The following is a 14,312-nucleotide window of genomic DNA, read 5'->3' as shown; positions in this document are numbered from 1 at the left end:
AATTTACTTTCTTACTTCACTCACTAAAATTTTAATATGTCGTTTCTTTCCTGCAGATAATTTTATAAATGGCTGACCTTTAAAGCTTTCAGAGTTTATTGTATAGTTAACATCGTTTATAGTATTATCATTAACTTTGCATCCATTGCCTTGTATTAAACGCTTTGCTGCACCTTTTGAAGGTTCAAAACCGGTGTCATACAGCAGGTCTATCAAGGGTATACCATTTGCAATTTGTTCTTTTGTAATAGTGTAACCAGAAAGCAATGAACTGTCTTCATTTTCAAAAGCAGAGATTGCAGCAGATCGTGCAAGTTCGGCTTCTTTGCAACCGTGACATATTTTCGTCACTTCTGTTGCCAAAACCTTTTTTGCTTCGTTTGTTTCTTGATCCTTCAAGGACTCTAGTTTTTTAATTTCATCAATTGGTAAATCAGTGAAAAGCCTCAAAAAACGACCAACATCTTGATCATCAACATTGCGAAAATATTGCCAGTAATCATAAGAATTTAGCATGCTGCCATCAAGCCATACTGCCCCACTTTCAGTTTTGCCCATCTTTTTTCCTTGTGCGTTTAATAAAAGAGGTGTGGTAAGACCAAACAGCTCAGGTAAATTTAACTTTTTGCTAAGTTCAATTCCGTTTACTATATTTCCCCATTGGTCTGACCCTCCAATCTGGAAACGACAGCCATACTTTTTATTCAACTCGACAAAATCATAGGCTTGTAACAACATGTAATTAAACTCGAGAAAGCTTAGATTTTGCTCCCTATCTAGCCTAATTTTCACACTATCAAAGCCTAACATGCGATTTACAGAAAAATGTGTCCCTATATCACGCAAAAAGTCTATATATTTTATGTTATCTAACCAATCTGCGTTGTTTACTATGATTGCACCAGTTTTTCCATAATCGAAAGATATCATCTTCTCGAGGGTTTTCTTTATACCAAGTATATTTTGATTGATATCTTCTATCGGCAAGACGCTTCTTGCTTTGTCTTTACCAGATGGGTCACCAATTTTTGTTGTGCCACCTCCAAGTAGAACTATTGGCTTATAACCGAATTTTTGTAGGTGACGGAGCATCATGATTTGAATGAGACTGCCAATATGCAAACTTGGTGCCGTACAATCAAACCCAATGTATGCAATTATATAATTATCTTGTGATAATAGCTGGTCTAACCTATCAATGTTTGTACATTGATATAGGTATCCTCTTTCTTGAATGAAGTTTAAAAACTCGGATTTATGTTTCATAATATGTTATTTTGTGTGTAAACGGTGTTGTTAACGATGGTGTCATTCCAGTGCTTGACGCTGGAATCCAGTTTATTATGAAATTTCATCAAAAATGTTGTATAGTGTGCTCGTTTATGATTAAGTTTTCTAGATTCCAGCGTCAAGCACTGGAATGACACCACCAACTTCATAAGGGTTGCCTTCAAAATTACAACATTTGAAAGTGTATACCAGCTACCTGGATAATCAATTCCATAACTCTTCTATCTTATAATATTCTCTTACTTCTGGCCTGAATAGGTGAACCATTATACCTTGAAAATTCACAATCACCCAGTTACCTTCATCCATACCTTCTACATCTATTTTATCATATTGCTTGAGATTTTTCATCACGTGCTCAGCTAATGCTTTTACATGGCGGCTCGAATCACCGGATGCAATGATCATATATTTTGCAATGACAGTTTTATTCTGTACATCAAAAGTAACTATATCTTGACCTTTGTTTTGATCTATTACATCTACAATTGTATTTTTTATTGATTCTGTATCACCATTCATTATTCTAAATTATATAATTTATCTGTAATGATACACTCAAAATTTCTGAATATGAACTATTTTTGATATGTTTCTAGTGTAACGTTTATAATACATATATTTGTAATATATGATAGTTTTCTGATGGTATGATCATTTACTTAATCGGATTTCCGGGTAGTGGCAAACTTACGATTGCAAAAGAGCTGTGTAATATTATTGATGGGGTGATAGTAGACAATAACCTGTTTAATAATATTATATTTGATATGATTGACTTCAGAAATGCTGAGGTTACAAGTGAAATATGGGAAAAAATTTTTGTGATTAGAGAGAATATGTTAGCAATATTGGAAAAATACCATATAGAATCAAAGCATTATATATTTACAAACGAATTGATAAAAGGTGATTCCTATGATCAAAAAGTATACAACTCAGTGGTGAATTTAAGTAAAAAAATGAACGTGGAGATTCTCCCTGTGGTGTTATATTGTAATAGTGGAGAACTAGTAAAGCGCGTTCAATTAAAGGAAAGAGAGCAGGAGAGAAAAATTACTGATTCAGATTTTGCTATGAGAAGAATTAAAGGAAAGAAACTATTTGTCCCTCAAGGTTCACTTGAAATTGATAGCTCAAACTTAAGCGCAAAAGAAGTTGCAAAAAAAAATTGTTGAAAAAATGAATAGTAAAAAAGTAGTTGGAACTTCTATGATAGATAATTTAGCAACAGAGAGTATTTGTGATTAGTGAGGAGAAAGAGTATCGCCCTTGTGTTGGCATAATGTTATTTAACAAACAGGGAAATATTTTTATTGGAAAACGTTTTGATAGTGACTCTTATTGGCAGATGCCACAAGGAGGAGTTGATGAAGGTGAAGAGCTAGAGCAGGCAGCGCTACGTGAGCTATTGGAGGAAGTTGGTACTGATGAAGCAGAAGTTGTGGCTCAAAATAAAGAGTGGATATATTACAACTTACCCGAGGAAGTTATACCGATATGCTGGAATGGGAGATATTCTGGCCAAAAGCAAAGGTGGTTCTTAATGAAATTTTGTGGGAAGGATAAGGATATTAATATTAACTATACTGATCATCCAGAGTTCAAAGAGTGGCGTTGGCAAAATGTGGATGATTTGGTAGCCAGTGCTATACCGTTCAAAAAAGAAGTTTATAAAAAAGTGATAGAAGAGTTTTCTTCTATCATAAAAGGATCTATTTATGATAGTTGATTCTCATTGTCATCTAATTTATTTTTCTGATGATGAAATACCAAAGGTAATTTCAAGAGCAGAGCAAAATGGTGTGAGAATTTTGCATAACATATGTATAAGCATTAATGATATCCCTAAATTATTAAAAATCTCTTCATCCTATGATCAAGTCTACTGCTCCGTTGGTATACATCCGCTTGATACTACTGTGGAAAAAGGTGAGTGTATAAATGCTGATGAATTGATTGAATTTACTAAGGGCAAAAAGGTAATTAGTATCGGTGAAACCGGATTAGATTTTTATAAATCTGATAACAAAAGCAATCAAAAAAAAAGTTTTGCATCACACATAGAAGCGGCAAAAGTAACAGGATTACCTTTAGTTATTCACACTAGAAGTGCTGATAGTGAGATGATTGATATGTTAAATTCAGAAATGAAGAAGGACGCTTTTAGTGGAGTAATGCATTGCTTTGCTTCTTCTAAAGAGCTTGCTTATAAGGCTATGGACTTGGGATTATACATTTCATTTTCTGGAATTATTACTTTTAAAAATGCGAACTTACTAAGAGAAATTGCACAAAATGTGCCACGTGAGCGTGTTTTAGTTGAAACTGATGCACCTTACCTGTCACCTGAGCCTTACAGAGGAAAAAAAAATGAACCAGCAATGGTGAAATACGTTGTGAATTGTTTAGCGAAATTATGGAATGAATCGCCAGAAGAAGTAGCAAAAATAACTACAAATAATTTTTTTAGACTGTTTTCGAAGCTTGAGCTCAAAGAAATTCTATAGGGCAATTAATTTAGCTGACAGAGCTCTTTTACTGCACTTACAGATTTATAAAACATCTCTTGTTCACTATCGTTCATTTTAACTTCTAGAACTTTCTCAACTCCATTTTTGCCAATAATAGTAGGAACACCAATGAATAAGTCTTTCACACCATATTCACCATTAAGATAAGCAGCGCATGGTAATATACGCCTTTTATCTTTTAAGTATGATTCTAGCATGCTTATGGCTGAAGATGCAGGAGCATAGTATGCAGATCCAGATTTAAGTAGATCAACTATTTCTTTTCCACCATTACGAGTGCGCTCAACTATTTCATCAACTTTTCCTCGCGTAATCACACCCATCTCAATGATTTGGGTAAGTGGAATGCCAGCAATTGAAGCATAATTGATTAGTGGTACCATAGTGTCACCATGTCCTCCAAGCACAAAAGCAGATACATCTTCGACAGAAATATTTAACTCACTTGCAAGAAAATAACGAAAACGAGCAGAGTCAAGCACTCCTGCCATACCAACAATCATATTAGTTGGCAGGCTTGAAGATTTGTATACTACTGAAACCATAGCATCTAAAGGATTGGTAACCACTATTACAAATGCGTTTGGAGAATGTTTTTTAATATTTTCCCCAACCTCTTTCATTACTGCAGCATTAGTTTGCAGAAGGTCATCTCTGCTCATTCCAGGTTTTCTGGCAATGCCAGCAGTTATTATAATTGCGTCAGAGTTTTTTATATCTTCATACCTATTTGTACCAGTAATATTGACATTAGATCGATCAATAGGAGATGATTCTGTAATGTCAAGTGCTTTACCTTGTGGTATTCCATCGCTTACATCAAGCAAAATAACATCTCCTAGCTCTCTTAGTGCAATCATATGGGCAAGAGTCCCACCGATATTTCCTGCACCAATCAAAGATATTTTTTTTCTTTGTGCTGTCATTTTCTACTCCTTTATATTTACTTTTGTGGCTTTACTAACTTCCCAAGGGGATAAGCTGTCAAACATACGAAAATCTTGTGGTAAGTCTATAGGATTATATACAACCTTTTTTGCCTCTATATCGTATCTTACTTCCTCGTAGCCAGTGAGAGGAAAATCTTTTAACATTGGATGACCTTTGAATCCATAATCCGTTAAAATCCTACGTAAATCTGGGTGATCAGAAAACTCTATTCCATACATATCAAATACTTCACGCTCAAACCACGAAGCTGCGTTAAATATCTTTGCTACACTTAGAGGTATATCACCTTCACATAACTGAAGCTTTATGTGCACTCTGATATTGTGTACAACGCTGAGCAAATTGTATATTAGCTCGAAACGTTTTTCTCTATCTGGGTAATCAACTCCAAAAACGTCAACTAATAATTCAAGCCTACACTTTTCATCATCACGTAGAAAGAGTAAGTGATTTTCAATGTCATTCAAAGCTGAATATATTACAATAGTGCCATCATTTTTCTGAATACATTCACATTTAGTCTTTTTTTGTATGTATTTTGCAGTTTTATCCATGCTATATATTTTTAGTTCGTTTTATTTTATTTTGTAGACATAGCATTCCATATAGCAACGCCTCAGCAGTTGGAGGGCATCCAGGAACATACACATCAACTGGCACAATTCTATCGCAACCACGGACTACTGAGTAAGAATAATGATAATAGCCACCGCCATTTGCACAACTTCCCATAGAGACGACGTATTTGGGATCTGCCATTTGATCATAAACTTTACGCAATGCTGCTGCCATTTTATTAGTTAACGTGCCAGCAACAATCATAACATCTGCTTGCCTTGGGCTTGCACGAAAGATTATGCCATATCTATCAAGATCATAACGACTGGATGCAGTGTGCATCATCTCTACTGCGCAACATGCAAGACCAAATGTCATTGGCCACAATGAACCAGACCTTGCCCAGTTCATTATATAATCTATTAAATCGCCAAATTTAGTGATAAGAAAACCTTCTTTTTTGTAACGATTCCAGTCGCCATTAGATAAATTTATTCCCATTCCAACGCACCTTTACACCACTCATAAAGAAAGCCTATAGTAAGTATTGCAAGGAATATCATCATAGACCAAAATCCGCAATAGCTTATTTTAGATAAAGAAACGGCCCAAGGGAAAAGAAAAGCAATTTCTAAATCGAATATTATGAACAATATTGCAACTAAGTAAAATTTTATGTCGAAACTTTTTCTGGCTCTTGATAAAGGATTAAAGCCACACTCATATGTAGAAAGCTTTTCACCATCTGGGTTACTGACTGCAAGAAACATAGGTAATACACCTAAAGTAAAGGATACTACAATTGATACACAGATAAAAATTAATATGGTTAAATATTCACTCATTTAAAAAACATATAACACTATGAATTTACATGCTTTCCTAATCTTTTACCACCTAAAATATGTATGTGAAAGTGCGGTATAACTTGCTCTCCATCTTTACCGTGATTAGTAACTAATCTATATCCTGTTTTTTCTAAGTTATATTTATGTGCTATTTCTCTAACAGTTTTAAAAAAACTTACTATTTCCTCTTCGGAAGCTTTCAGAACAAAATCATCGTATGAAACGTATTGAGCTTTTGGTATAACTAGAATATGAACTGGTGCATCAGGATACTTATCACGAAAAGCCAGCACATTTTCATTTTTATGTATTTCCTCATAAGACAACTCACCTCTTAATATCTTAGCAAAGATATTATTGTCATCATAAGCTGTACTACCCATACTTTATTAAATTCCTGGTCCTCTTCTATTTTGCTTATGATTTGGTGTAGAAGGTGGGCTTATTGCTGCTTCGCTAGAAGCATCTTCAAGACTTGAAACGTCGTCTTTTAGCTGTATATCTTGTCCACGCAAAATTGACCCATAGTCCATTTGGTGTCTTTTTGAAAAAGTTTCTATTCTATTTGCCCTTCTTGCAGCAATAACTTCTGGTTTTAAATGATACATATCTCCAGGAACAGTTAGGCTATGATACCTTTCCTCTATTTGAACTTCTTTCATAACACTCTCCATAATTTATTTCCCCCTACCTCTTATGCTTTCGCAACTTTCAAAATCTTGTTTAATAGCTTTTTGCCAATTATTTAAAATTTTCTCTGATGACTTTTCTTTATCCATAGGCCTTACAACTTCCTGTGACTTCTGCTTTTTACTATCATATCCACTATACAACTTTTCTGCAATACCATACAGCAATTTCCGATCTGTGTGAACTTTAAACTCTCCACCAGTAATTTTTGCCAAATTTTTAAGATCACAATCAATCTTATTATAAATTCCTTCAAGAGCGTACTTTTTCATTACTTTTTCATCCATACCTAGATTTTTATCTTTTATTTCTTGGATAATTTTTTCAACATCAACTTCAATTACAATTTTGTTTTCTTCTCTAAAAATAGTTATATTGGGCAGATCTTCCCTTATTTCATCTAATTTCTCTGGACTCAAGTAAGGTATATCCCCCGTTAAAGTTCTTGACGCTAAAAAACTTACCTTACCTTTTTCTTGTTTTGTTATTTGTATGCCGAGGTACTTACTAGCTTCTGTGGTTTTTATAGGTGGGTCATATTTCTCTTCTTCTTTAGGCAAATCACTCACAGCGTTTTTTAATGAAACTTTAGCATCATGCTTCATTTCATCAATTGAAGCAAACGGTTTCTTCATAGGATAAATAAGTGCTTTAGGCACAAGAAAAAACACGCCTTTTATCTTAGCCAAAATAGACTTTTTATTTGACTCATCTTTTGCCATACATACCTCCAAGTCACTTTCTACAATCAGATAGTAAAACACACTCAATTATAGACGAAAATATTTAAGCTTGTATATCTATTATAAGATGAAATTATAGAAATAGCAATCATTATTTGTACATTACCAAAGTATGTAGTATTTTTGCTGCTTTTCTTGTTCAAATTACCTTTAAAGATAAATTATGTTAAAATGGAACGCAAATAATATTATAGATGCTACTGGCGGAAGAGGGGAGGGTGTTTGTAATTCGGTGTATAGCTCAAATATTTCAACGGATACAAGAAGCATAAAAAAAGGTGATTTATTTATTGCTCTCAAGGGAAAGAAATTTGATGGGCATGATTTTCTACATGAAGCATTTTTAAAAGGAGCTGTTGCTGCGGTAGTAAGCGAAGATAAATATAGAAATTTTCCTCTAATTATTGTGCAAGATACTCTAAAAGCTTTGCATAATATGGCATCATATTACATTAGAAATATTCTTGTTAATGCTAAAGTTATCACAATTACAGGTAGTGTTGGGAAAACCACTACAAAAGATATGCTTAACACTGTTTTGTTGCATTATGGAGTATCTCATGTAAATGAAGGTAACTTGAATAATAATATAGGATTGCCTTTTACGATTCTAAAAGCGCCAGAAGACTGCCAGTATTTAATCCTTGAAATAGGAATGAGTAGAGCTGGTGAAATAAAAGAGTTATCGAAGATTAGCAATCCGGATATTGCAGTTATTACCAACATTGAACCTGCGCATGTTGAAAACTTTTCATCTCTACTTGATATTGCGCAAGCGAAATTAGAAATTCTACATGGTATGAAAAATAATGGTACTTTGGTTTTGAATAAGGATAATGAACATTATGATTATCTCTTATCAAATGCTAACAGAAATGTAGTAAGCTTTGGTAAGAATGAAAGTGCTACTGTTTGTTTGTTAGAACTAATAAGAGACGATAACGGTCTAAATTTAAAAATCAAACTGAACAGTGGTCAAATTATGAACTGTAATTTACCTGTAAAAGGCGAACATTTTGCATACTCTGCATTAGTTGTTACAGCAGTTTTGCAAAGTCTCGAACTTGATTTATCTAAATTACCACTAGCACTTGAGAATTTTACTGTAACAGAAGGTAGAGGTAATGTTCATCAAGCTAAATACAATGGAAAATTAGTACATTTGATTAACGACTCCTATAATGCTAACCCTACTTCAATGAAGGCTGCAATAAGAACTTTAGGTACATATTCTAATTTAAGAAAAGTGGCACTACTTGGCGATATGTTAGGACTTGGTAATGAAAGCATAGTATTTCATACAGAATTGCTTGACTCTATAGTAGAACAAAATGTGAATAAAGTTCATACAGTTGGTAAATTTATGTTAGAATTGAATAAACTTTTACCGGAGAATATAAAAGGCATGCATTTCGATGATTCTAACCAATTGAAAAGTAATTTAGCTAATATTGTTCAAGGTAATGATGTAATTTTAGTTAAAGGTTCTCATGGAATGAGAATGGACCTTGTAGTGCAGGAATTCACAATAGAATATTAAATAAAACTATTGTATTAATTTAAAGTTAAGTTATTGGAAGTTTTAACTGTGATAAAACGTATAATTATTTTTGGTGGAACGGGATTTATAGGAAAACACATCGTAAGACGCTTGGCAGCGGCGGGGTATTTAATAAGAATATTTACTCGTGATCAGGAAAAAGCTGCTTGTCTGAAGTTATGTGGAAATTTAGGACAAATATCAATAATTGAAGGAGATTTTTTTAATGAAAGATCAATTTTAGAAAGTATGGAGGGGTGTGATGTTGTTATAAATTTAGTAGGAATATTATATGAAAAAAGAAAATACGATTTCTATGACGTTCATGTTAGAGTAGCTGAAAGAGTAGCAAAAGCTGCGCAAATAAAAAGTGTATACATGATGATACATTTTTCTGCCATGGGAATAGAAAATAGTAAGCTGTCAAGATACGCCCACAGTAAATTAGAAGGTGAAAAAGCTGTAACTTCAGCATTTCAGGGAGCAATAATAATTAAGCCAAGTCTTGTATTCGGTAAAGAAGATAGTTTCTTCAATAAATTTGCAAGATTAGCAACAATTCTTCCTTTTTTGCCGTTAATCGGTAGTGGAATAACGAAGTTTCAGCCGATATGTGTAACAAACTTAGCTGAAGTGGTATACCGTATTATCAGCTTTAATAAGCAAGATAAAAAAATTTATAATATAGGTGGACCAAAAGTTTACTCTTTTAAAAGCTTATTAAAGTTTATTCTGAATGTGACTAACAGAAAGTGTCTACTGATCAATGTACCTTTTCCAATGGCAAGATTGATAGCCTTTTTCTTAGAAAGTAAAGTTGTTTCTGTACTGTTAAAACCTATAACCGGAGATGCAAGCCCTATACTTACTCGAGATCAGGTGAAAGTTATGATGAGTAGTTCAATCGAAAAGTCAGATGATCTCGGAACAATGAAAATTAGACCACTAGCAATTGAAAATGTGGTACCAGAATACTTGAAAATTTATAGAAAGCATTGATAGAAGAATGTGCCCGGTAGGATTCGAACCTACGACCCACAGCTTAGAAGGCTGTTGCTCTATCCAACTGAGCTACGGGCACACATCATATATAAAATGCTTCTTAGTACACGTGAAGTCAAGTATTTCTTGTGAATATAATGTTTGTGATAATATCTCAAAACTTTGTCAGTACAGCATGTAACGATAAAACTGAGAAAAAAGAAGCGTGGGTAATAGGAAGTCTAATAACCTCAGTTATGGATTAGCCGATAAAGAAAGGCATAGAAATAGAAGGCTTTTTGGACTGCATGGAGTAGGAAATCAGAACAGAAAAAACATGAATTAGGAAATTTGTTGGCGATCTATGTCTTGTATGCTCAATCTCAAATTTGTTTTTCAAGGAATCAAAAACAGTCTCAATAATCGACCTTTTCCTTAATAAAATCTTCTCTTTAAGTGAAATTAGTGCGTTTTTCATACCTTTTTTTACTTTAGTGACTAACTTTAGGCCTCTATCGAAGAGTTTCTCAAAAAGCTCTTTCTTTATATAGCCCTTATCTCCAAACAAAAGTCCGGTCAGTCTTTTAGTGAGAGTTGGTAAAGGTTTTCTGTCATCAACGTTACCTTTGGTTAGGGTAAGTGCTTGAATTTCACCAATTTCGTTAATCACTAAGTGCAACTTGAAGCCAAAAAACCAACCATACGTACTCTTACTAATTTCTGCTAGATGATTAAAAACTTTATTCCTAGAGATCCTTTTTTTGTGGCAAACGGCAATCGTAGAGGTGTCGATGTAGGAAGTGCCGGTCATTTTCGCTTGTTCACAGAACCATTGCAAAAGTAATGCTAAATACCACAAAACTCGCGGCTTTAAGGCAATAAATCTGTGATATGAAGGCAGCTTTGAAAACTCTGATCTATAGAATAACTGAAGATAACAAAGATAAAAAGCCTTGAAGTTTTTACATGGTGATTTATGGTATAACAGGATTATGGTTAGAATTTCTGAGTGCGCTATTTCTGGTACTCTGGTTGGTTTTTTGCCGTTTGATAAGAACCTATTTGCAAAATTATCATCTACCGCACGACAAAAATCCTCGACGCAACAGTACAGTTCTGTAATATCTTTCTTCATGGGTAACCTCTTATTATTACTAAAATACTCGAGTTTACCCTGTTTCCCTCTTCTTAGTTATACTTTTATCTATTTTCTAATCCATAACTGAGGTTGTAAGAAAATTAATTTATACCACAAATCCTATTGAAGGGTTACATAGACAGATCAGAAAATTTACTAAAACTAAGGGCTCATTTACTAGCACAAATGCCTTCTATGAACAGGTATATTGTGCTATAAAAAAGTTAGGAGAAAAATGGGCTATGCCTATACATGATTGGGCTTTGACTATGTCTCAACTTGATATTTTTTTTCTTGTAGAGTTGAATTAAAAATGCGGCTTGACACAGTTTATTTAACACTCCCTTTTTGAAAGTTACAGATCGCTAAAAATATTTAAACAACTAATTTTTATAACTTTATACCAAAAAAACTATTCCCACCTTAATTATCAAACAGTAACGTATAGAACTACAAACTTTTGTATATTAAGAAATTGTTTAAATTGCATACCTGGCTACTATGTCTCCTACTTCCAAGATAAAGTACCTTTCACTAAAAAATATTGAATTTAATTTTTGTAATCACTTAAGTCTAGTATTATTTTGTTAATGTATCGTTCATTTGCATCCTTGATGATAAATTTTATACCATTTTTATATCTTATAACTTCATCTACAGAAGGTACCTTACCAGCAATTGAAAGAACCAAACCACTAAGTGTGGCATAATGCTCTTCAGAGTCACACAACTCTATTTTTAGATTTTCCTCTATATCCTTTATAAGGGCCCTTGCCGATATTTCAAACTTATTTTGAGATAATTCAGTAATGGTGTGTTCTGAATTTACCTCATTCTCGTTATCAATATTTGGTATCAATTCTTCTATAAGATCATTTATCGAAATTAAACCATCAGTTCCGCCATATTCATCCAGTACAATAGCTAAATATGACTTGGAAGATTTCATTCTAACAAAAAGATTTGTTGCTTTCATTGAGGCTGGGACAAATATTACATTTTGTATAATATTTCTCAGATTAAAATCTTTATTCTTATTGAAAATGATATCTTTTACGTAAAAAAAGCCTATTACGTTGTCAAAGTTATTCTTATAAGTTGGTATCTTAGCATGGTAAGTGTTTTTCACCTTCTTTATTACCTCATCCTTGCTCGATTCAATGTCTATTGCACATATCTCCTTACGTGGAGTCATTATATCCATGATACTACAATCACGGAATTTTAATAGACTATTAAGTATGTCAAGACCTGACAGATCACCCATTAATGCCTCAGTCGCACATTTTTTTAACACAGAAGTTTTGTTGAAGAGAAAGAAAAAAATTTTGTATGCTATTTTTTCTACTAAAGTTCTTTTCTTATTCAATTTATTCCCTTTAATGGTGAAAATATCTTTAGATAAGGTCTATCAAGAAAACTGTTATTAAATGTTTAATAAGCATGTGAATAATGTCAAATTAATTTGTGAATTATTTGTTAATATAAAATACTAACAATTGATCAACAACTTTCTCAACGACATATACATAATTGTGTAACAATACATGATAGTAAAGTATTTTCCGTAAAAGAAAATTACTAACATTATAAATATCTTACTTATACACATAAATTATAAGGCAAAATCAATAGTATATAGAAGTTATTAACATATTTATCCACAAGTTAAGTAACAATAATTTTTACTGAATTTTAAGTTAATAACAATTTATTGATAGAACTATTATTACTACTATACTTTAGTATAGAAAAAAGTAGATAAAATAGATTGGAAAGCAACAAACCAGCGATAGTAAGAATTATTAAGCAGAATAAGCCAAATGAAAAAGTACCTATTTGGTTAATGCGCCAGGCTGGTAGATCTCTTCCTGAGTATCGCAAAGCCGTAGAAAAAACGAGTAATTTCATGGAGATATGCTATAGCATAGATTTAGTGGTAGAGCTGACGCTACAGCCAATAAAAAGATTTGATATGGACGCAGCCATAATTTTTTCAGACATTTTAATAATAGCTGACGTTTTAGGTTGTGATGTGAATTTTGTTCGCGGTGTGGGTCCAATAATAAAACCTGTGAAAAGCTCTGAGGAGTTAAAAAATTCACAAGAATTTGAAACTAAAACCTTTCCAATCTTAAATGCCATCAGGAAAGTAAGAAGCCAATTATCAGAGGAAAAGTCCCTTATAGGCTTTGCTGGAGGGCCGTGGACGGTAGCTTCCTACATCATAGAGGGTGGTAGTAGTAAAACTTTTTCTAAAGTATTACATTTCTGTTCCCTAGAACTAGAAGAAGTAATTAAAAAAATAACAGAAGCGACAATTATTTATCTAATCAAACAGATAGAGTTTGGAGCAGATGTTATTCAGTTATTCGACAGCAATGCTGGTATATTGCAGGGAGAACTGTTTGAAAGGTATGTAATCAAGCCAACAAAGGAAATTGTTTCAGCAATAAAGAATAAGTTTCCTGATTTTCCTATAATAGGTTTTCCACGCTCTGCTGGAAATCTTTATAAGGATTACTATGAGAAAACAGGTGTATCTGCAGTAAGTATAGATTATAATGTTCCAATAGAATGGGCGAAAGCAAATCTAAAAATTCCTCTGCAAGGGAACCTTAATCCTAGTCTTTTGGCCTACAATAAGGCAGAAGCAATTGAAGAAGCAAAGCGTATAATAGATTGTTTTAGAGGGTTACCTTTTATATTTAATCTTGGACATGGAGTGCTTCCTGATACTCCGGTTGAAAATATTGCTGCATTAGTGGACCTAGTAAGAAACTACTAAAACTCTTGTATGAAAAGCCTTTATGAGGGTGGAATGAAAACCTTACTTGACAAATCTTTACACTTTCCTTATTATGGCAATAAGAGTATTTATCCTTGTTTTTGGGCTCAACGACAAAATTCAGTAAAAAAACTCAGATATCTATTGGCAGGTTACAAAAAATTATAGCGGCTGCATGTCTTTTTTATTTCTTCTACATTCAGCCAAATCGCGCTTATTTTAAGCGTTAGCACATTATTACAATGCCAATT

Annotated in this window: 17 protein-coding genes, 1 tRNA gene and 1 pseudogene; 7 read left to right on the top strand and 12 right to left on the bottom strand. The window is 33.3% G+C overall.

Annotated features, from left to right (window positions below):
* Window positions 1-3: 3 nt before the first annotated feature.
* Together tyrS and rsfS are read right to left on the bottom strand one after the other, a co-directional pair.
* Window positions 4-1,266 (bottom strand): tyrosine--tRNA ligase, encoded by a 1,263-nt coding sequence (gene tyrS, locus WP_RS04280; protein ID WP_012481931.1) that lies wholly within the window; start codon window positions 1,264-1,266, stop codon window positions 4-6.
* A gap of 228 nt (window positions 1,267-1,494) precedes the next feature.
* Window positions 1,495-1,812: a ribosome silencing factor gene (rsfS, locus tag WP_RS04275; RefSeq protein ID WP_007302263.1), complete on the bottom strand. Its 318-nt coding sequence runs from the start codon at window positions 1,810-1,812 to the stop codon at window positions 1,495-1,497.
* Window positions 1,813-1,940: 128 nt separating this feature from the next.
* Between rsfS and WP_RS04270 the strand changes: the two genes are divergently transcribed.
* The 3 genes from WP_RS04270 to WP_RS04260 all read left to right on the top strand — a co-directional run bounded on the left by WP_RS04270 (window position 1,941) and on the right by WP_RS04260 (window position 3,800).
* Window positions 1,941-2,468, top strand: a complete 528-nt coding sequence (locus WP_RS04270) for an AAA family ATPase (protein WP_007302262.1) — start codon at window positions 1,941-1,943, stop codon at window positions 2,466-2,468.
* Window positions 2,469-2,533: 65 nt separating this feature from the next.
* Window positions 2,534-3,022, top strand: a complete 489-nt coding sequence (locus tag WP_RS04265) for an RNA pyrophosphohydrolase (protein ID WP_007302261.1) — start codon at window positions 2,534-2,536, stop codon at window positions 3,020-3,022.
* Window positions 3,012-3,800: a TatD family hydrolase gene (locus tag WP_RS04260; protein WP_007302260.1), complete on the top strand. Its 789-nt coding sequence runs from the start codon at window positions 3,012-3,014 to the stop codon at window positions 3,798-3,800. Before WP_RS04265 ends, WP_RS04260 begins: the two co-directional genes overlap by 11 nt.
* Window positions 3,801-3,805: 5 nt before the next feature.
* On the opposite strand, the gene mdh is transcribed toward WP_RS04260, so the two are convergent.
* The 7 genes from mdh to WP_RS04225 are packed head-to-tail and all read right to left on the bottom strand — an operon-like array spanning window position 3,806 to window position 7,593.
* Window positions 3,806-4,750 carry a malate dehydrogenase gene (gene mdh / locus WP_RS04255; protein ID WP_007302259.1) on the bottom strand — a complete coding sequence of 315 codons (945 nt, stop codon included), beginning with the start codon at window positions 4,748-4,750 and terminating at the stop codon, window positions 3,806-3,808.
* A 3-nt stretch (window positions 4,751-4,753) separates the two neighbouring features.
* Entirely contained in the window at window positions 4,754-5,329 is a 576-nt protein-coding gene (locus WP_RS04250) for an NADH-quinone oxidoreductase subunit C (protein ID WP_007302258.1), read from the bottom strand.
* Window position 5,330: 1 nt separating this feature from the next.
* Complete coding sequence (locus WP_RS04245) at window positions 5,331-5,834, bottom strand: NuoB/complex I 20 kDa subunit family protein (RefSeq protein ID WP_007302257.1); 504 nt, start codon at window positions 5,832-5,834, stop codon at window positions 5,331-5,333.
* Window positions 5,825-6,178, bottom strand: a complete 354-nt coding sequence (locus WP_RS04240; RefSeq protein WP_012481929.1) for an NADH-quinone oxidoreductase subunit A — start codon at window positions 6,176-6,178, stop codon at window positions 5,825-5,827. The genes WP_RS04245 and WP_RS04240 overlap by 10 nt, the downstream gene beginning before the upstream one ends.
* 17 nt (window positions 6,179-6,195) lie before the next feature.
* Window positions 6,196-6,564, bottom strand: a complete 369-nt coding sequence (locus tag WP_RS04235) for an HIT domain-containing protein (RefSeq protein WP_007302255.1) — start codon at window positions 6,562-6,564, stop codon at window positions 6,196-6,198.
* A 6-nt stretch (window positions 6,565-6,570) separates the two neighbouring features.
* Window positions 6,571-6,855 (bottom strand): hypothetical protein, encoded by a 285-nt coding sequence (locus WP_RS04230; RefSeq protein WP_007302254.1) that lies wholly within the window; start codon window positions 6,853-6,855, stop codon window positions 6,571-6,573.
* A 3-nt stretch (window positions 6,856-6,858) separates the two neighbouring features.
* Window positions 6,859-7,593, bottom strand: coding sequence for a hypothetical protein (locus WP_RS04225; RefSeq protein ID WP_007302253.1), 735 nt, complete (start codon window positions 7,591-7,593; stop codon window positions 6,859-6,861).
* A gap of 184 nt (window positions 7,594-7,777) precedes the next feature.
* On the opposite strand from WP_RS04225, the gene WP_RS04220 reads away from it, so the two are divergent.
* Both WP_RS04220 and WP_RS04215 read left to right on the top strand, forming a co-directional pair.
* Entirely contained in the window at window positions 7,778-9,154 is a 1,377-nt protein-coding gene (locus tag WP_RS04220) for a UDP-N-acetylmuramoyl-tripeptide--D-alanyl-D-alanine ligase (protein WP_007302252.1), read from the top strand.
* Between the two features lie 48 nt (window positions 9,155-9,202).
* Complete coding sequence (locus tag WP_RS04215; protein WP_012481928.1) at window positions 9,203-10,153, top strand: complex I NDUFA9 subunit family protein; 951 nt, start codon at window positions 9,203-9,205, stop codon at window positions 10,151-10,153.
* A gap of 8 nt (window positions 10,154-10,161) precedes the next feature.
* Here the strand turns inward: WP_RS04215 and WP_RS04210 are convergent.
* Both WP_RS04210 and WP_RS04205 read right to left on the bottom strand, forming a co-directional pair.
* Window positions 10,162-10,235, bottom strand: a tRNA-Arg gene (locus tag WP_RS04210).
* Window positions 10,236-10,397: 162 nt separating this feature from the next.
* On the bottom strand, window positions 10,398-11,270 hold the full coding sequence (locus WP_RS04205) for an IS982-like element ISWpi16 family transposase (RefSeq protein ID WP_007301954.1): 873 nt from the start codon (window positions 11,268-11,270) through the stop codon (window positions 10,398-10,400).
* Between the two features lie 95 nt (window positions 11,271-11,365).
* Here WP_RS04205 and WP_RS07405 point away from each other — a divergent pair.
* Window positions 11,366-11,584, top strand: a pseudogene (locus tag WP_RS07405) (transposase); the annotation flags it as partial.
* A 239-nt stretch (window positions 11,585-11,823) separates the two neighbouring features.
* On the opposite strand, the gene WP_RS04200 reads toward WP_RS07405, so the two are convergent.
* Complete coding sequence (locus WP_RS04200) at window positions 11,824-12,642, bottom strand: transporter associated domain-containing protein (protein ID WP_007302250.1); 819 nt, start codon at window positions 12,640-12,642, stop codon at window positions 11,824-11,826.
* Window positions 12,643-13,044: 402 nt separating this feature from the next.
* Between WP_RS04200 and hemE the strand changes: the two genes are divergently transcribed.
* A complete protein-coding gene (hemE, locus tag WP_RS04195; RefSeq protein WP_007302249.1) occupies window positions 13,045-14,061 on the top strand; it encodes a uroporphyrinogen decarboxylase in 1,017 nt (338 codons plus the stop codon).
* Window positions 14,062-14,312 lie beyond the last annotated feature (251 nt).

Origin of the sequence: Wolbachia endosymbiont of Culex quinquefasciatus Pel (assembly GCF_000073005.1) — a bacterium.
In the GTDB taxonomy this organism is placed as follows: Bacteria; Pseudomonadota; Alphaproteobacteria; order Rickettsiales; family Anaplasmataceae; genus Wolbachia.
The sequence above is the reverse complement of the archived record's forward strand: the minus strand, read 5'-3'. Positions and strand labels throughout refer to the sequence as shown.